This window comes from Rhodoplanes roseus (assembly GCF_003258865.1).
Taxonomy (GTDB): domain Bacteria; phylum Pseudomonadota; class Alphaproteobacteria; order Rhizobiales; family Xanthobacteraceae; genus Rhodoplanes; species Rhodoplanes roseus.
Genome location: NZ_NPEX01000046.1, coordinates 14,924 through 32,361 on the forward strand (window position 1 = coordinate 14,924; position 17,438 = coordinate 32,361).

Sequence of the window (17,438 nt, forward strand, 5' to 3'; positions counted from 1 at the left end):
GGCAGTGCCGGCCCGCCCTCGGCTCACGCCGCCGTCTTGACGATGGCGTCGAGGCGGGCGCGCAGCTCGTCGGGCTCGTTGTGATACCAGACGCCGCCGAGCAGTTCGCGGAAGCGGCGGTTCGTCGCCGCTTCCCGTTCCACCCGGGCGATGGTGTCGGGACCGATGAGGCCCTCCAGGAGGCCGGCGGCGAGCAGCGACAACAGGTTCCGATCGGTCTCGATCGCCAGCACGGCGAGGACGAGGTCGAGGGCGCGGTCCGGATCCCGGTCGAGCAGGTCGCGCTCGTGATCGGCGAGCGCATGCCAGTTGGCGTCGCGGTCCTTCTCGGGCTTTCCGTGCTGCTCGACCCAGGCCCGGGCCAGCGCGTCGAGGGGCAACGCGGCGACATCCACCCGCGTGGAGGGCGTGTCTCGCATCGTCTCGTCGGCCCGCCAGGCGGACTCGTCGGCGATGCGGGCGAGACGCGCCTTGAGGTCGCGGCTCGGCGCCCACCAGTGGACCGCTCCGAGCAGCCAGCGCAGGCGGTCGTTGTGCGCGGCCTCGGCCTCGATGCGCCCGATCAGGCGGCCCGAATGATTGTAGACGAGCGCGCTCGTGAGCTTCTCGCCGAGCTGCATCTTGACCCGCGTCTCGACGTCCGAGGCGAGCACGTGCAGGACCATGTCGAAGGCCCGGTCCGGCGCATCGTGCGGGAGATGATCGAAATACAGGGTGGCGCCCCAGGACTCCTCGGTCTGGTCCTTGAGGCCGAGGCTTTGCAGCCGGCACCACAGGGCCGCCAGATCCGGGATCGGCATCGCCTCGTAGAGCGCGTCCTGCGCCCCGGTCTTCCGGTGGCTGGGCACCGGCATGGTGGCCCAGTGCTTGGCGTCGTCGATGAAGCTCATGCACCACCCCCGTTGGTCGGCACACTTGCGGCGCCTTACCGTCCGTCGGGTGTTGGTCGCAGCCGGGCGCAAGAAGGTTCGAGCGCACCGTCGCTGATTCTTTTTTCAAGGTTTCAGAACGACTTCGACCGCCCTGGCGGGGGCCCCTACTCCTCCGGCTCGGAGAAAAGGCCGAACTGGGACGGGTCGCGGCTGGGCTCGGCGAGGCCGAGATGGCGGAAGGCGTGGCCGGTGAGCAGGCGCCCGCGCGGGGTGCGCTGGATGAAGCCGCACTGGATGAGGAACGGCTCGATGATCTCCTCCAGCGCGTCGCGCGGCTCCGACAGCGCCGCCGCGATGGTCTCGATCCCGACCGGGCCGCCGCCGTAGTTGAGCGCGATCACCGAGAGATAGCGCCGGTCCATGGCGTCGAGGCCGGAGGCGTCGACCTCCAGGGCCTGCAGGGCGCGGTCGGCGACGGCGCGGTCGACGGTCGGCGCCTTGTCGTACTCGGCGAAGTCGCGCACCCGGCGCAGCAGCCGGCCGGCGATGCGGGGCGTGCCGCGGGCCCGCCGGGCGATCTCGTTGGCCCCGTCCTTGGTCATCGGCACGCCGAGCACCCGGGCGCCGCGGCTGACGATCAGCTCGAGCTCCTGCTCGGTGTAGAAATTGAGCCGCACGGGGATGCCGAAGCGGTCGCGCAGCGGATTGGTCAGCAGCCCGGCCCGAGTCGTCGCGCCGACCAGCGTGAACTTGGAGATGTCGATCTTCACCGAGCGGGCCGCCGGCCCCTCGCCGATGATCAGGTCGAGCTGAAAATCCTCCATGGCCGGATAGAGGATCTCCTCGACGGCCGGGTTGAGCCGGTGGATCTCGTCGATGAACAGGACGTCGCGCTCCTCCAGATTGGTGAGCAGCGCGGCGAGATCGCCGGCCTTGGCGATCACCGGGCCCGAGGTGGAGCGGAAGCTCACGCCGAGCTCGCGCGCCACGATCTGGGCGAGCGTCGTCTTGCCGAGCCCGGGCGGGCCGACGAACAGCACGTGGTCGAGCGCCTCTTTTCGCGCCCGGGCGGCCTCGATGAACACGGTGAGGTTCTTGCGGGCCTGCGCCTGGCCGACGAACTCGTCGAGCTTTTGCGGCCGCAGCGACGTCTCCGCCGCGTCCTCGTCGCGACGCTCGGCGGTGACCAGGCGGCGGGGTGGCGGGGTGGTCGCCATCACAGACCGGTCCCGCGGTTGTACTTGTTGGGCAGGAGATCCCGGATCGGCACGGCCTCCAGGCCGGCTTCACCCATGACGATGACGCGCGCATTCTCGTCGTAGTCGCAGATCAGCTCGCGGCAGCTGCCGCAGGGGGAGACGACGCGGATCGACTGGTCGGGCTCGTGCGGCCGCGGATGCCGGACCGCCACGATGGTGTCGATGCCGATCTCGCCCAGATCGGTGACCAGCTTGCCGATCGCGACGCCCTCGGCGCACACCGCCATGCGGCCCAGATAGGCGTCGAGATTGACCCCGGTGACGATGGTGCCGGAGCGGCTGCGCAGCGCCGCGCCGACCTCCTGCCAGTCGTTGCGGTAGCGCTGGCGGATCGCCTTGCAGGCCGCCGCGATCAGCTCCTGGTCCTGCGCGGACAGGGCCGGCGCGCTCGCATCCGTCACACGCGCCTCCATCACTTGGACAGCTCCTTCAACCCGAGCCGGATCAGCTTCGCCGTGTCGGCATCCTCCCCGGCGTTCCGGGCCGCGGCTGCGATGGCGGCGGCGGCCTGCGGCTGGCCGTAGCCCAGATTGACCAGCGCCGAGACCGCATCGGCGACCGGCCGCGGCGCCCGCTTGTCCTCGAGAGCCCCGGAAAGCTTCGCCACCGCCGGATCGATCGCCGCGAAGGCCGGGCCCTTGTCCTTCAGCTCGGTGACGATCCGCTCGGCGACCTTCGGGCCGACCCCGGGCGTGCGCGCCACCATGGCCTTGTCGCGCATGGCGACGGCCGAGGCGAGGTCGGCCGGGGCCAGCGTCGACAGCACGGCGAGCGCCACCTTGGTGCCGACGCCCTGCACGGTCTGCAGCAGCCGGAACCACTCGCGCTCGACCTCGGACTGGAATCCGAACAGGCGGATCTGGTCCTCCCGCACGTGAGTTTCAATGGCCAGCGCCGCCGCCTCGCCGGCCTCCGGCAGCGCCTGCAGGGTGCGGGCCGAGCAGTGCACCAGATAGCCGACGCCGCCCACGTCGAGGATCACGAAGTCCTCGCCGTAGGAATCGATCACGCCCCTGAGCTTGCCGATCATGGCGAGCGCCGCAGCCGATGACGCCTCGACGCGAGAGGCAACGATAGACGTTCCCTCCCCCACAAGGAGGGAGGGAGCCGACCAATCATGCGGCTCGGGCAAAGGTCCCCCGGCGATCGAAAAGCCGACCTCATGCCCCGGCCGCCTTCAGGAGGGCCGCCCGGGCGATCGCGCTGGTGCGGTGGTGGGCGTGGCAGACCGCGATGGCGAGAGCGTCGGCGGCGTCGTGGGTGCCGGGATCGGCCTTCGGCAGCAGAATGCCGATCATCATGCGGATCTGGTCCTTCTCGGCGTGCCCGGCGCCGACGATGGTCTTCTTCACCAGGTTGGGCGCGTATTCGGCGACGGTCAGGCCGGCGAGCGCCGGGACCAGCAGCGCGACCCCGCGCGCCTGGCCGAGCTTCAGCGTGGCCGAGGCGTCCTTGTTGACGAAGGTGGCCTCGACGGCGGCCTCGGCCGGCGCGAAGCGTTCGATCACCCGGGTCAGGCCGTCGTGGATCGACACCAGCCGTTCGCCCATCGCGCCGCGGTCGTCGCTCGACACCGAGCCGCAGCCGACGAAGCTCAACCGGTTCCCCTCGACGTCGATGACACCCCAGCCGGTCCGGCGAAGGCCGGGGTCGATACCGAGGATCCGAATCGTGGCGCGCATGCCGACGAGTCTTATACCAGCCGCCGGCGAAATCGACCTTTTCTGCCTCGGCGGGAGCCCACTGGGAGCCCCGCTTCCCCGTCCCGGACGGAAACCAGACGGTAACCAAGTCCGGAGGCTTTACGGAACTGTCACATAGCCGAATCCGGCGACGGGCTAGTCTGTTTCCCGGAGCCGCCGACCGAAGCGTATTCAGACGCGAGCGGGACGGGTCGGCCGCGACCGGACGCCGACCGACCTGCGGGCCGGCGATCGGTGGCGGAGCCGCACCCGGTTCGCACCGGTGGGCCGCGACTCCCGAGGATGCCATGACCCTACCGCTTCCTGCTCTGCCGTTGGCAGGCACCCCGGCGATGCCGCGCATCGCCCGCGACCACATCGTGTCGCTCGCCAAGCTCGTCGTCGACTACGCGTTGCAGCCGATCGTCGAGATCAACACCGGCTATGTCTACGGCTACGAGGCGCTGATGCGCGGCTTCGACCGCCTCGGCCTCGCGTCGCCGGTGGCCTTGCTGGACCACGCCGCCGAGGCCGACGTGCTGGTGGCGCTCGAGCAGATGCTGCACGCCCGCGCCATCGCCAAGTTCGCGAGCGTGCCGGACGCGGCCGGGAAGAAGCTCTTCATCAATGTCGACGGGCGCACGCTCCGGTCCGGCCACCTGATTCTGGGCGCCGCCGCCAAGGTGCTGGAGAGCAAGCGCATTCCCGCCTCGACCCTGTGCTTCGAGCTGTCCGAGCGCTACGACAACGACGCCGAGCCGACCTTCGGGGCGGTGGTCGGGGCGCTGCGCACCATGGGCGGCCGGCTCGCCATCGACGACTTCGGGCTCGGCTTCTCGGAGCTGAAGCTGCTCTGCGACTACGGCATCGACTACATCAAGATCGACAGTCACTTCATCCGCGGCATGGCGCAGAGCCAGCGCAAGCGCCTGCTCGTCACGACCATGTCGAATCTGGCCCATGTGCTCGGGATCCGGGTGATCGCCGAGGGCGTCGAGACCGAGGCCGAGTACATCGCCTGCCGCGAGGCCGGCTGCGATCTGGTGCAGGGCTATTTCGTCGCCCGGCCGACCTGCGAGATCTCGGAAATCCTGTCGACCTATCCGCACGTGGTGACGGCGCGGGCCAAGCACCGGCGCGACCGCAAGACCGACGAGCTCCTGATCCGCAACCAGATGGCGGCGCTGCCGACGGTTCCGATCGACGCCGAGCTGCCGTCCGTGTTCGAGCTGTTCCGCCAGTCGCCCCAGGAGCATTTCTTCCCGGCGGTGGACGACGCCGGTGAGCCGCGCGGTCTCATCCACGAGCGCGACCTCAAGCAGTACATCTACATGCCGTTCGGGCGCGACCTCCTGAACAACCGGGCCTATCAGCGTCGGGTCTCGTCCTTCGTCACGGCCTGCCCGATCGTCGACATCGCCACCGATGCCGAGCACATCCTCGAGGTGTTCGCCAACGCTCGCGGCTCGGACGGCGTGATCGTCACCGAGAACCTCAAATACATCGGCGTGCTCTCCACGGCGGCACTGCTCTCGGTCATCAACGACAAGAAGATCCAGCAGGCGCAGGACCAGAACCCGCTCACCGAGCTGCCCGGCAATCTCTCGATCACCGACTTCGTCGCCGTCAACGCGCTCGATGCCGATGCGCCGCGCCACTTCTGCTATTTCGATTTCGACGACTTCAAGCCGTTCAACGACCGCTACGGGTTTCCGCACGGCGACCGGGCGATCTCGCTGTTCGCCACCCTGGTGCGGCGATCACTGGGCGGGCCGGGCGTGATGGTCGGTCACGTCGGCGGCGACGACTTCTTCGCTGGACTTCGCGATCACGACTCCGCTGCGCTGCGCGGCACGCTCGCCGAGCTTTTGGACGAGTTCCGGCGCGAGGCGCGAAAGCTCTACGGACCGGAGGACCAGCGGCTCGGCTTCATCACCGGGCGCGATCGCGACGGACGCAGCCGGCGTTTCGACCTGCTCCGCTGCAGCGTCGCCGTGCTGGAGCTCGCGCCCGGCACCATGACGAGCGATCTGGACAAGATCCACGCCGTGATGGCGCAGGCGAAGTCGCAGGCCAAGCACGAGTCGACCGGGATGGCGTGGCGCCGATTCTCGGCCTGAGCGCGCCCGCCCGAGCATCCCGGCGGCCCCCCCGCATTCCTACCCTCTGCCGGAACGACGCCGAATCGGATAGGCCCGCCATGGGCGGTCATCAGGTGGGAGGCTCCGGATGAGCTTGATCAGCACGTCGCGCGACGAATGGATCGGCACGATCACGCTGGACAATGCCGAGAAGCGCAACGCGCTGTCGAGCGCGCTGATCAACGAGCTCTGCGCCGCGCTGGCGGCGTTCCGCGACGATCACCTGCGCGCCGTGGTGCTGCGCGCCAAGCCCGGCGTGACGGTGTGGTCGGCGGGCTTCAACATCGACGAGCTGCCGGTGGGCCACCGCGATCCGCTCGGCTGGGACGACCCGGTGCGCCATCTGGTGCGCGAGATCGCCCGCTACCCGATTCCGGTGATCGCCATGGTGGAGGGCGGCGTGTGGGGCGGCGCCTGCGAGGTGGTGCTGGCCTGCGACATCATCGTGATCGGCCCGACCGCCACCTTCGCGATCACGCCGGCCAAGCTGAGCGTGCCCTACAACATCTCGGGAATGCTCACCTTCCTCAACGCGGCACCGGCCTGCATCGTGCGCGAGATGGCGTTCACGGCGAAGCCCGTGAACGCCGCCCGCGCCTTCGATCTCGGCATGGTCAACCACGTGGTGCCGATCGAGGAGCTGGAGGCCGTCACGTACGGCATCGCGAAGGACATCGCCGCCAACGCGCCGCTCGCCGTCTCGGTGATGAAGGAGCAGCTCCGCATCCTCGAAGGCGCTCACCCGGTGAGCCCGGAGGGCTTCGAGCGCCTCCAGGGCCTGCGCCGCGTCGTCTACGACAGCCAAGACTATCTCGAAGGTCTTCGGGCCTTCAAGGAGAAGCGCAAGCCGGTGTTCGAGGGGAAGTGATCAGGAGGTCCGGTTCGGATTCGTCGTGCCCGGCCTTGTGCCGGGCATCGATGTCTTGGAAGCTGTTCGGCCGTGACGGCGTGGATGGCCGGGACGAGCCCGGCCATGCCAGGGGTGGAGGATACGAGGTGCCTCACGCGCCCATCTTGGCCATGGCGGCTTCGGAGACCTCGAAGTTGGCGTAGACGTGCTGCACGTCGTCGTGCTCCTCGAGGCTCTCGATCAGCCTGAACAGCTTCTCGGCCTGCTCGTCGTCGACCGCAATGGAATTCTGCGGCTTCCACACCAGCGCGGCCTTCTTGGGCTCGCCGAACTTCTGCTCCAGCGCCTTCGCCACGTCTCGATAGGTCTCCTGCGAGGCGTAGATCTCGTGGCCGCCCTCGGACGACACGACGTCGTCGGCGCCGGCGTCGATCGCGGCCTCCAGCATGGCGTCGGCCGAGGCGACCTCGGGGCCGTACTCGACCACGCCGAGCCGGTCGAACATGAACGACACCGCGCCGGTCTCGGCCAGGTTGCCGCCCGACTTGGTGAAGTAGGAGCGCACGTCGGAGGCGGTGCGGTTGCGGTTGTCGGTCAGCACCTCGACGATGACGGCGACGCCGGCCGGCCCGTAGCCCTCGTAGCGGATCTCGTCGTAGGTCTCGGCGTCGTTGCCGGCCGCCTTCTTGATGGCGCGGTCGATCGAGTCCTTGGACATGTTCTCGGCCCGCGCCGCGATGATGGCGGCGCGCAGCCGGGCGTTCATGGCCGGGTCGGGCAGGCCGAGCTTGGCCGCGACCGTGATCTCGCGCGCCAGCTTGCCGAACAGCTTGGACTTCATCGCGTCCTGCCGGCCCTTGCGGTGCATGATGTTCTTGAACTGGGAATGTCCGGCCATGGTCGGTCCTATGGGCTCGTCTCTGGACGCCGCCGCGCCGCAACCGCTGATGGGCGCGCGTCGGCGTGTCGTGGTCGCGTGAGGCGCCAGTTTATAGTGGGGCTCGCCGGCAAAAGCCATATACGCGCCGGCCCCGCAAGGCCCCGGCAGGCGCATGAAGGCCCGCCGTTCAGCCCCAGAAGGCAGGCGCGGCGGGGTCGAGCGAGCCGCCGACCCGGACCGGCGCGACCCGGGCGGCCAGGCCGGTCTTGTCGTCGGTCTCGATCGCGATCCCGCACAGGGTCGCGGCGCCGGACGCCGGCTCGAAGCGGCCGCCGGGGATGCGGCGCAGGAATCGGTTGAGCGGCTCGTCCTTGGCCATGCCGATCACCGAGTCGTAGTCGCCCGTCATGCCGACGTCGGTCATGAAGGCGGTGCCGCCCGGCAGGATGCGGTGGTCGGCGGTCGGGGCATGCGTATGGGTGCCCACCACCATGCTGGCCTTGCCGTCGAGGAAGTGCCCCATGGCCTGCTTCTCGCTCGTCGTCTCGGCATGCATGTCGACCACGATGGCATCGGCGGCGTCGCGCAGCGGGCAGGCCGAGATCTCGCGCTCCACCGCGGCGAACGGGTCGTCGAGCGGATCCATGAAGACGCGGCCGAGCAGGTTGGTGACCAGCACGCGGGCACCGTTGCGGGCCTCCAGCAGGGCGACGCCGCGGCCCGGCGTGCCGGCCGGGTAGTTGAGCGGGCGCACCAGCTTCTCGGCCCGCTCGATGAACACCAGCGCCTCGCGCTGGTCCCAGGAATGGTTGCCGAGCGTCACGGCGTCGGCGCCGGCCGCCAGCAGGTCGTGATAGATCAGCTCGGTTATGCCGAATCCGCCGGCCGCGTTCTCGCCGTTGACCACGACGAAGTCGAGCTTCCAGTCGCGGACCAGCCCGGGCAGCCTGTCGATCACCACGGCCCGGCCGCTGCGGCCGACGACATCACCGATGAAGAGAATCCTCACGCTCACACGTCCCGAAAAGGTTCTGGCCGACGGCCGCGGGCCGGACGGCGGACCGGGGCCGCGGCACGTGCCGCTAGCGACAGTCGATGACTTCGGTCTCGGTTAGCACGAGATCGAGCCGTGCGTCCCACTCGTTTGCCGGGACGCGGGGGATCTCCTGGGCCGCGAAGGCGAGCCCGATGGCGACCGCCGACTTCGCGGCCCGCAGCGTCGCCAGTGTCGTGTCGTAGTGGCCCGCCCCGTAGCCGATGCGGTGCCCGCTCCGGTCGAAGCAGGCGAGCGGCACCAGCAGAACGTCGGGCGTCACCTCGGGGGCCTCGGGCGACGGCTCCAGCAGGCCGAAGGCCGCCGTCACCAGCGACACGCCGGGCGCCCACGCCCGGAAGGCCAGCGGCTTGCCGCGCCCTCGCACCACCGGCAGGGCCAGTCCCGCCCCCGCCTCGACGAAGCGCCGCATCAGCGGCGTCGGATCGATCTCGCTGCGGATCGGCATGTAGCCGGACACGATCGTCCCGGCCGCGATCGTCACCGGAAGCGGACGTGCCGCGATCGCCGCCGCGGCGGCCGCGCGATCCTCGGCGGCGAGCTCGTCGCGCAGGTCGAGCGCAGCATGGCGGAGCGCCGCCTTGTCGACGGCGGCCGGATCGGTCGGGGGCTTTGTCATGATTTTCGATTCACCCCTTGCAGACCCGGGTGCCGTGCGCGCCCGACCGGCGCCCGAAGGGTGAAGAGTGCGGAGCCGCGAAAGCCGTCGGAGTAAGCGATCCCGGGTTCCCTACCATGGTAGGTGGGCGCCATGTGACCGGGCCCACGGGCCCGGCCAGGGACAGCTCCCTTCAGGATCGATAAGGCCCCGGGGAAAAGACCCCTAACAAACCCCGCAGCCCCGCTCGGCCAATCTAACCACTCCGTCCCTGCGCCGCTACCCGGCGCGCCGAAGAACTTGCATCGGTTGCCAAAGCCGGCCCGCGCAGCGCTAGCCGGCCGGCAGCTCGTGGCTGTCGGCGCCGTGATTGAGCGTCCGGGTGACGCGCTCGATGCGCTCGGCGGCCGAATCGAGCGCGGCCGCGATGGCCGCCGTGGTGGCATGGCTGCGCTCTCCGGCTACGCGGCGCGCCTCCTGCAGCTCGGTCAGCTCCTCCTCGTACTTGCGCACCCGCTGGGTCGACTCCGACAGCTCGTCGGCAATCAGCAGCGCCGCCATCACGGTCAGCCGCATGTCGCCGATCTCGCCGAAATTGGTCCGCAGCCGGGAGATGCGCTGGTCGAGATCGTGCGCGAGCCTCGCGAGATGGTGCTCCTGCCCGTCGTCGCAGGCCATCCGGTACTGCCGGCCGTTGATCGTCACGCTCACATGGGCCATGGCCGACCTTGCCGCACCGTGTGTCCGCACCGTCCCGTCATCCGGCATCGCCGGCCAGAACCGTCCGGACCGTGGCGATCGCCTCGTCGAGACGTCCCGCCACCTCGCGATTGACGCTTTCCAGCCGCTGCGCCCGCGCGGCTTCGCGGTCGAGCGCATCAGCGAGCCGCGCCCGGTCGATCCCGAGCGTGTGAACCTGGTCGGAGAGCACACCGCGGCCGCGTTCCAGCTCGTGCCGGCGCTCCACCGCCTCCTCCAGAGCCGCGAGCGCGCGCTGGAGCCGTGTGCTGGCCGCTTCCACGGCACTGCTGTCCGTCATGGCGCCCCTCGCCTCGCCATCTCCCGTCCGCCCCGCGACCGCTCGCCCCCGATCGTCGCCCGCACGGCCCCGGCATCGCGAAACCATGCAATGGCAGGCAGATGGAACAGGAAGCTTACGGGCTTTCCGAGAGTCGCGTCAATGCGATGCACACAGCCTGGACAGCTCTGGCGCGAGTGCCGCGCGGCGCGGCGGCACACCACCGGCCTGACGCGTTGACAGGGTGGGGCGACCTGCCTATCAGGTCCCAAAGCCTCGCCAGCGAAGAGGCCCTCGGCCGGTGCCGTCCCGACGTCCGCCAACCCCCGATCCGTCAGGTTCCTGAAGGCGCACCCCGGCCGACGCCGACCCTCCGTTCTCGACACAGGAGGCCGACATTTCCCCGCTTTCTCGCGCCGATCACGACCGGATGGCCAACGCGATCCGGGCCCTCGCCATGGACGCCGTCGAAAAGGCGAAGTCGGGCCATCCGGGCCTGCCGATGGGGGCGGCCGACATCGCCACCGTGCTGTTCGGCCGGGTCTTGAAGTTCGATCCTGCGGCGCCCCACTGGTTCGACCGCGACCGCTTCGTGCTGTCGGCCGGGCACGGCTCGATGCTGCTCTACGCCCTCCTCTATCTCACCGGCTTCAAGTCGGTCTCGATCGAGGAGATCCAGCGGTTCCGCCAGCTCGGCTCGCTGACGCCGGGCCACCCCGAGGTCGAGGCGACCGAGGGCGTCGAGACCACCACGGGGCCGCTCGGCCAGGGCATCGCCACCGCGGTCGGCATGGCGATCGCCGAGCGCCATCTCGCGGCGGAGTACGGGCCCGAGATCATCGACCATCACACCTACGTGCTGTGCTCCGACGGCGACCTGATGGAGGGCATCAGCCAGGAGGCGATCGCGCTCGCCGGGCATCTGAAGCTCGCCCGGCTGATCGTCCTCTACGACGACAACCACATCTCGATCGACGGGCCGACCTCGCTGTCGGACTCGGTCGACCAGCTCGAGCGGTTCAGGTCGGCCGGCTGGGCCGCCTGCCGGATCGACGGCCACGATCCCGAGGCGATCCTGGCCGCGATCGAGACGGCGCAGACGAGCGACAGGCCGAGCCTGATCGCCTGCCGGACCACCATCGCGTTCGGCGCGCCCACCAAGGCCGGCTCGGAGAAGTCGCACGGCTCGCCGCTCGGCGCCGAGGAGATCGCCGGCGCCCGCAAGAATCTCGGCTGGACATCGCCGCCCTTCGTCGTCCCGGACGACATCCTGTCGGCCTGGCGCGCCGCGGGCGCCCGCTCGCGCGAGGCTCGCGCCGCCTGGGCCCAGCGGGTCGCGGCCCTTCCGGCCGAGACGCGCGCCGAGTTCGACCGCCGCACCCGCGGCGAGGTTCCGGCCGACCGCATCGACGCGGCGCTGGCCGAGATCAAGCGCCAGCTCGCCGCCGATCCGAAGGACCGCGCCAGCCGCTCGTCCTCGGAGCTGGCGCTCGGCGTGCTGGTCCCCGCCTTCCCGGAGCTGGTCGGCGGCTCGGCCGACCTCACCGGGTCGAACAACACCCGGCCGAAGGGCATGCCGGCGATGTCGCCGGACGACTACAGCGGCCGCTTCATTCATTACGGCATCCGCGAGCACGGCATGGCCGCGGCCATGAACGGCATGGCTCTGCACGGCGGCATCGTCCCGTATTCCGGGACCTTCCTGGTGTTCTCGGACTACTGTCGACCGTCGATCCGGCTCGCCTGCCTGATGGGCCGCCGCGTCATCCATGTGATGACCCACGACTCGATCGGCCTCGGCGAGGATGGACCGACCCATCAGCCGGTCGAGCATCTGGCGGCGCTGCGGGCCATGCCGCATCTGCAGGTGTTCCGCCCCTGCGACGCGGTCGAGACCGCCGAATGCTGGGCGCTGGCGCTGGCCTCCAACCACCGGCCGAGCGTGCTGGCGCTCTCCCGCCAGAACCTGCCGCAGCTGCGCGACGCGACCATTCTCGGAAACCGCTGCGTGGACGGCGCTTACGAGCTGCTGGCGGCCGAGGGCGGCCCGGCCCGGGTGTCGCTGTTCGCCACCGGTTCCGAGGTCATGATCGCGGTCGCGGCCCGCGAGCGGCTCGCCGAGTTCGGTATTCCGGCCCGGGTCGTTTCGGTGCCCTGCTTCGAGTTGTTCTTCGACCTGCCGGAGGAGCGCCGCGAGGCGGTGATCGGCGACGCGCCCGTGAAGGTTGCAGTCGAGGCCGCCATACGTCAGGGTTGGGATGCGATCATCGGATCGCACGGCGCCTTCGTGGGAATGACGGGTTTCGGCGCCAGCGGGCCTGCCCCCGACCTCTACCGCCATTTCGGCATCACGCCGGAGCGGGTGGCCGAGGTGGCCTTGAGCAAATTGCAGGCATTGTAAAAAAGCCGCCGGACGGAGCGGGTAAAACCGACCTATATCAAGGCGGCGGGAACCGAAATCGGATCGACATGACGCGCCGCCCGCCGGGCTGCGCATGGTGGGCATTGGAGGAGAAGAGAATGGCTGTTCGGGTCGCAATCAACGGATTTGGTCGGATCGGACGCAACGTCCTTCGGGCGGCCGCCGAGGCGGGGCGCAAGGACATCGAGTTCGTCGCGATCAACGACCTCGCGCCGGTCGAGACCAACGCACATCTGCTGCGTTTCGACTCGGTGCACGGCCGCTACCCGGGCGAGGTGAAGGTCGAGGGCGACTCGATCGACGTCGGTTTCGGAAAGATCAAGGTGACGGCCGAGCGCGACCCGACCAAGCTGCCGTGGAAGGAGCTCGGTGTCGACATTGCACTCGAATGCACCGGCATCTTCACGTCCAAGGACAAGGCCAAGCTGCATCTCGACGCCGGCGCCAAGCGCGTCCTGGTCTCCGCGCCGTCGGACGGCGCCGACCTCACGGTCGTCTACGGCGTCAATCACGACAAGCTGACCAAGGATCACCTGGTCGTCTCCAACGCCTCCTGCACGACCAACTGCCTCGGCCCGGTCGCCAAGGTCCTCAACGACGCCATCGGCATCGAGAAGGGCTTCATGACGACGGTCCACTCCTACACCAACGACCAGCCGTCGCTCGATCAGGTGCACAAGGATCTGTACCGGGCGCGGGCCGCCGCGCTGTCGATGATCCCGACCTCGACGGGCGCCGCCAAGGCCGTCGGCCTGGTGCTGCCCGAGCTCGCCGGCAAGCTCGACGGCGTCGCCATCCGGGTGCCCACCCCGAACGTGTCGGTCGTCGACTTCAAGTTCATCGCCAAGCGGGCGACCACCAAGGACGAGATCACGGCCGCCATCAAGGCCGCGGCCCACGGCCCCCTGAAGGGCATCCTCGGCTACACCGAGCGGCCGAACGTCTCCTCGGACTTCAACCACGACCCGCATTCCTCGGTGTTCCACGTCGACCAGACCAAGATCCTGGAAGGCACCCTGGTGCGCGTGATGTCCTGGTACGACAACGAGTGGGGCTTCTCGAACCGCATGCTCGACACGTCGGTGGTGTTCGCTAAGCTGATCTGAGATCCGCGCTCGATGCGCCCCGGAGGGCAGGCCGCCATGATCGAAACCGTGCTCGGAATCGCGGCATGGGTCGGGCTGCTCTCCTTCATCGCGTTCGCGTTTCGGCAGGGCAGCAAGGTCGAGCCCGATCGCGACCGCCGGACCGAGGACTGGCCGAGGATCACGCTAGGCGGGTCCTGAGCCGGCGGCGCCATGCCGCCGCCGCATCGCTCGCGACGAGACGAGACCAGACAAGACCAGACGAGACCCGGCGGGGGCGGGTCGACGAGCAGGGACGGGCGGTGATGGATCGGAGTCGCCGACGTCGGATTTCGCTGCTCGCCGCCCCAAGGCCACGTGCGGCGTGAGCACAGCGCCGATCGGAACAACATTTCGGCTAGGGATAAAATGACCGCATTCCGCACACTCGACCAGGCCGACGTGAAGGGCAAACGCGTCCTCGTCCGCCTCGACCTCAACGTGCCGACCGAGAACGGCAAGGTGACCGACGTGACCCGCATCGAGCGGGCGGCGCCGACCATCACCGAGCTCGCCCAGAAGGGCGCCAAGGTGATCCTGCTGTCGCATTTCGGGCGGCCGAAGGGCGGGCCGGATCCGAAATACTCGCTCGCGCCGGTGGCGGCCGCGGTCAGCGAGGTGATCGGCAAGCCGGTCGGCTTCGCGTCCGACTGCATCGGCGAGGTCGCCGAGAAGGCGATCGCCGCGATGCAGCCCGGCGACGTGCTGTGTCTCGAGAACACCCGTTTCTACAAGGAAGAAGAGAAGAACGACCCGGCCTTCGTCGAGAAGCTCGCCGGGCTCGGCGACATCTGGGTGGCCGACGCCTTCTCGGCGGCGCACCGCGCCCATGCCTCGACCGAAGGCCTCGGTCACCGGCTGCCGGCCTATGCGGGCCGCAGCATGCAGGCCGAGCTCGATGCGCTGACCAAGGCGCTGGAGCAGCCCAAGCGCCCGGTCGCCGCCGTGGTCGGCGGCGCCAAGGTGTCGGGCAAGCTCGACCTGCTCGGCAACCTGCTGGACAAGGTCGACGTGCTGATCATCGGCGGCGGCATGGCCAACACGTTCCTGGCGGCGCAAGGGCATCCGGTCGGCAAGTCGCTGTGCGAGCAGGACCTGATCCCGACCGCCAACGAGATCCTCGCCAAGGCCAAGGCCAACGGCAAGCAGATCGTGCTGCCGGTCGATGCCGTGGTGGCCGAGAAGTTCGAGGCGAACGCCCCGTCCCGGGTGGTCGGGCTCGACGAGGTCGGCCCCAACGACATGATCCTCGACATCGGCCCGCGCTCGATCGAGCACGTCGTGTCGGAGCTCGAGCTGCTCAAGACGGTGCTGTGGAACGGGCCGTTCGGCGCCTTCGAGATCGAGCCGTTCGACACCGGCACGGTGGAGATCGCCGAGGCCGCGGCCGAGCTGACGGCGGCCGGCAAGCTGATCACGGTGGCGGGCGGCGGCGACACCGTCTCGGCCCTGAACCACGCCGGCGCGGCCGACCGGTTCACCTACATTTCCACCGCGGGCGGCGCCTTCCTCGAGATGCTCGAGGGCAAGGCGCTGCCGGGCGTCGAGATCCTTCGGGCGAAGTAATCAGGGCAACAGGACGGGAGACGACGATGGCGAGAATCACACTCAGGCAGCTCCTCGACCACGCGGCCGAGAACGACTACGGCGTGCCCGCCTTCAACATCAACAACATGGAGCAGGCGCTGGCGATCATGGAGGCGGCGAGCGCGCTCGACGCTCCGGTGATCATCCAGGCCTCGCGCGGCGCGCGCTCCTACGCCAACGACATCATGCTCAAGCACATGATGGACGCCGTCACCGAGATCTATCCGCAGATTCCGGTCTGCGTGCATCTCGACCACGGCAACGGCCCCGCCACCTGCATGACGGCCATCCAGGCCGGCTTCACCTCGGTGATGATGGACGGCTCGCTCAAGGAAGACGGCAAGACTCCGGGCGACTGGGCCTACAATGTCGGCGTCACCAAGAAGGTCGTCGACATGGCGCATCTGGGCGGCGTCTCGGTCGAGGGCGAGCTCGGCGTGCTGGGCTCACTGGAGACCGGCATGGGCGACAAGGAGGACGGCCACGGCGCCGAGGGCAAGCTCTCGCACGACCAGCTCCTCACCAATCCCGACGAGGCCGTGAAGTTCGTCGCCGAGACCAAGGTCGACGCGCTGGCGATCGCCATGGGCACCAGCCACGGCGCCTACAAGTTCACCCGCAAGCCGGACGGCGACATCCTCGCGATGCGCGTGCTCGAGGAGATCCATCGGCGGCTGCCGGGCACGCATCTCGTCATGCACGGCTCGTCGTCGGTGCCGCAGGATCTCCAGGACATCATCAACAAGTTCGGCGGCCAGATGAAGCCGACCTGGGGCGTGCCGGTCGAGGAGATCCAGCGCGGCATCAAGAACGGCGTTCGCAAGATCAACATCGACACCGACAACCGGATGGCGATGACGGGCCAGATCCGCAAGGTGTTCGCCGAGAACCCGAGCGAGTTCGACCCGCGCAAGTATCTGAAGCCGGCCATGGATGCGATGACCAAGCTGTGCAAGCAGCGCTTCCAGGAGTTCAACACGGCCGGCCAGGCGTCGAAGATCAAGAAGATCATCACGCCGGCCGAGATGGCCAAGCTCTACGCCGCCGGCAAGCTCGACCCGGTGATCGGCAGCACCGCCGCCGCGGCGGAGTGAGCCGTCCCCCTTCGGTTGCCGTGAAGGCACCGCATCGCCACCCGGCACCACCTCCCCCCTCCCCCCTTGCGGGGGAGGGGTGGGGAGGAATGTAAGCCGCGATCGCGGCGCTCGGGGTTCACCCCCTTCCCGGTCCCTTCCCCACAAGGGGAGAGGGCCCGCGGGAGTCCAGCACTGTTCGAAGGGCCCTCCGTCCGACAGCGCGACACACGCTGAAACCCTCTCGGCCCCTCTTTCGCCCTGATCGCCCCGCAATTCCGAGCACCATGCCGGACAGCGACCGCCAACGCCTCTATATCGTGACACCCGTGATGCGGGATCCCGCCGCGGCGGCCGCGCGCCTTGATGCGGCGTTCGCTTCGGGCGTGGATATCGCCGCCGTGCTGGTCCGCCTGCCCGAAAAGCTGGCGGAGCGTGACGCCGTCAACGCCGTCAAGGCGATCGTGCCGGTCGCCCAGACGCACGGCGCGGCCGTGCTGGTCGAAGGCCGGCCCGAGATCGTCGGCCGCAGCGGCGCCGACGGCGCCCATCTGGTCGGCGTCGTGGCCCTGCGCCAGGCGATCGGCGGCCTGCGACCCGCCCATATCGCCGGCGTCGGCGCGCTCCGCACCCGCCACGACGCCATGGAAAGCGCCGAGGCGGGCGCCGACTACGTGATGTTCGGCGAGCCCGGACCCGACGGCGGCGCCCCGCCCTTCGACGTCACGGTCGAGCGGGTCGGCTGGTGGGCCGAGGTGTTCGAGACGCCCTGTGTCGGATATGCCGCGAGCCTCGAGGAGGTCGGCGACGCCGTCGGCCGCATGGAGGGCTCATCCCTGCGTGCGTGGGGAACGCACGGCACAGTTCGGCTAGCGTGT

The 17,438-nt window shown here is 69.5% G+C and carries 18 protein-coding genes and 1 other RNA gene; 8 read left to right on the forward strand and 11 right to left on the reverse strand.

Going from position 1 to position 17,438, the window contains the following annotated elements:
• Positions 1 to 23: 23 nt before the first annotated feature.
• The 5 genes from CH341_RS09355 to ruvC form a co-directional block, all read right to left on the reverse strand.
• Positions 24 to 890 carry a DUF6869 domain-containing protein gene (locus CH341_RS09355; protein WP_111418775.1) on the reverse strand — a complete coding sequence of 289 codons (867 nt, stop codon included), beginning with the start codon at positions 888 to 890 and terminating at the stop codon, positions 24 to 26.
• Positions 891 to 1,036: 146 nt separating this feature from the next.
• Positions 1,037 to 2,089, reverse strand: coding sequence for a Holliday junction branch migration DNA helicase RuvB (gene ruvB / locus CH341_RS09360; RefSeq protein WP_111418776.1), 1,053 nt, complete (start codon positions 2,087 to 2,089; stop codon positions 1,037 to 1,039).
• Positions 2,089 to 2,544 (reverse strand): cytidine deaminase, encoded by a 456-nt coding sequence (locus CH341_RS09365; protein WP_111418777.1) that lies wholly within the window; start codon positions 2,542 to 2,544, stop codon positions 2,089 to 2,091. The genes ruvB and CH341_RS09365 overlap by 1 nt, the downstream gene beginning before the upstream one ends.
• Positions 2,544 to 3,161, reverse strand: coding sequence for a Holliday junction branch migration protein RuvA (gene ruvA / locus CH341_RS09370; protein ID WP_111418778.1), 618 nt, complete (start codon positions 3,159 to 3,161; stop codon positions 2,544 to 2,546). Before ruvA ends, CH341_RS09365 begins: the two co-directional genes overlap by 1 nt.
• Before the next feature lie 130 nt (positions 3,162 to 3,291).
• The gene (gene ruvC, locus CH341_RS09375) at positions 3,292 to 3,813 is read right to left on the reverse strand and encodes a crossover junction endodeoxyribonuclease RuvC (protein WP_210208224.1); all 522 of its coding nucleotides are present in this window, start codon (positions 3,811 to 3,813) and stop codon (positions 3,292 to 3,294) included.
• A gap of 308 nt (positions 3,814 to 4,121) precedes the next feature.
• Here ruvC and CH341_RS09380 point away from each other — a divergent pair, with 308 nt between their 5' ends.
• Positions 4,122 to 5,933 carry a GGDEF domain-containing protein gene (locus CH341_RS09380; protein WP_425376163.1) on the forward strand — a complete coding sequence of 604 codons (1,812 nt, stop codon included), beginning with the start codon at positions 4,122 to 4,124 and terminating at the stop codon, positions 5,931 to 5,933.
• Positions 5,934 to 6,042: 109 nt separating this feature from the next.
• Positions 6,043 to 6,822 (forward strand): methylmalonyl-CoA decarboxylase, encoded by a 780-nt coding sequence (gene scpB / locus CH341_RS09385; RefSeq protein WP_111418780.1) that lies wholly within the window; start codon positions 6,043 to 6,045, stop codon positions 6,820 to 6,822.
• Positions 6,823 to 6,955: 133 nt separating this feature from the next.
• Here the strand turns inward: scpB and CH341_RS09390 are convergent, their stop codons facing one another.
• The 6 genes from CH341_RS09390 to CH341_RS09415 all read right to left on the reverse strand — a co-directional run bounded on the left by CH341_RS09390 (position 6,956) and on the right by CH341_RS09415 (position 10,357).
• Entirely contained in the window at positions 6,956 to 7,702 is a 747-nt protein-coding gene (locus tag CH341_RS09390; RefSeq protein ID WP_111418781.1) for a YebC/PmpR family DNA-binding transcriptional regulator, read from the reverse strand.
• 169 nt (positions 7,703 to 7,871) lie between these two features.
• Positions 7,872 to 8,693: a TIGR00282 family metallophosphoesterase gene (locus tag CH341_RS09395; protein WP_111418782.1), complete on the reverse strand. Its 822-nt coding sequence runs from the start codon at positions 8,691 to 8,693 to the stop codon at positions 7,872 to 7,874.
• Positions 8,694 to 8,766: 73 nt separating this feature from the next.
• Entirely contained in the window at positions 8,767 to 9,357 is a 591-nt protein-coding gene (locus CH341_RS09400) for a 5-formyltetrahydrofolate cyclo-ligase (RefSeq protein ID WP_111418783.1), read from the reverse strand.
• A gap of 68 nt (positions 9,358 to 9,425) precedes the next feature.
• Positions 9,426 to 9,583: non-coding RNA, 6S RNA (gene ssrS / locus CH341_RS09405), on the reverse strand.
• A gap of 86 nt (positions 9,584 to 9,669) precedes the next feature.
• On the reverse strand, positions 9,670 to 10,056 hold the full coding sequence (locus CH341_RS09410; RefSeq protein WP_111418784.1) for a cell division protein ZapA: 387 nt from the start codon (positions 10,054 to 10,056) through the stop codon (positions 9,670 to 9,672).
• Between the two features lie 37 nt (positions 10,057 to 10,093).
• Positions 10,094 to 10,357: a DUF4164 family protein gene (locus CH341_RS09415; RefSeq protein ID WP_342635004.1), complete on the reverse strand. Its 264-nt coding sequence runs from the start codon at positions 10,355 to 10,357 to the stop codon at positions 10,094 to 10,096.
• Positions 10,358 to 10,784: 427 nt separating this feature from the next.
• Here CH341_RS09415 and tkt point away from each other — a divergent pair, with 427 nt between their 5' ends.
• From tkt to CH341_RS09440, 6 genes are all read left to right on the forward strand, one after another.
• Positions 10,785 to 12,755, forward strand: a complete 1,971-nt coding sequence (gene tkt, locus CH341_RS09420) for a transketolase (RefSeq protein ID WP_111418786.1) — start codon at positions 10,785 to 10,787, stop codon at positions 12,753 to 12,755.
• Positions 12,756 to 12,874: 119 nt separating this feature from the next.
• Positions 12,875 to 13,882, forward strand: a complete 1,008-nt coding sequence (gene gap, locus CH341_RS09425) for a type I glyceraldehyde-3-phosphate dehydrogenase (protein WP_111418787.1) — start codon at positions 12,875 to 12,877, stop codon at positions 13,880 to 13,882.
• A 36-nt stretch (positions 13,883 to 13,918) separates the two neighbouring features.
• The gene (locus CH341_RS34130) at positions 13,919 to 14,062 is read left to right on the forward strand and encodes a hypothetical protein (RefSeq protein WP_170149556.1); all 144 of its coding nucleotides are present in this window, start codon (positions 13,919 to 13,921) and stop codon (positions 14,060 to 14,062) included.
• 207 nt (positions 14,063 to 14,269) lie between these two features.
• On the forward strand, positions 14,270 to 15,466 hold the full coding sequence (locus CH341_RS09430; RefSeq protein ID WP_111418788.1) for a phosphoglycerate kinase: 1,197 nt from the start codon (positions 14,270 to 14,272) through the stop codon (positions 15,464 to 15,466).
• A 26-nt stretch (positions 15,467 to 15,492) separates the two neighbouring features.
• Complete coding sequence (gene fba / locus CH341_RS09435) at positions 15,493 to 16,581, forward strand: class II fructose-bisphosphate aldolase (RefSeq protein WP_111418789.1); 1,089 nt, start codon at positions 15,493 to 15,495, stop codon at positions 16,579 to 16,581.
• A 266-nt stretch (positions 16,582 to 16,847) separates the two neighbouring features.
• A partial coding sequence (locus tag CH341_RS09440; RefSeq protein ID WP_111418790.1) for a thiamine phosphate synthase occupies positions 16,848 to 17,438 on the forward strand: 591 nt, incomplete at its 3' end.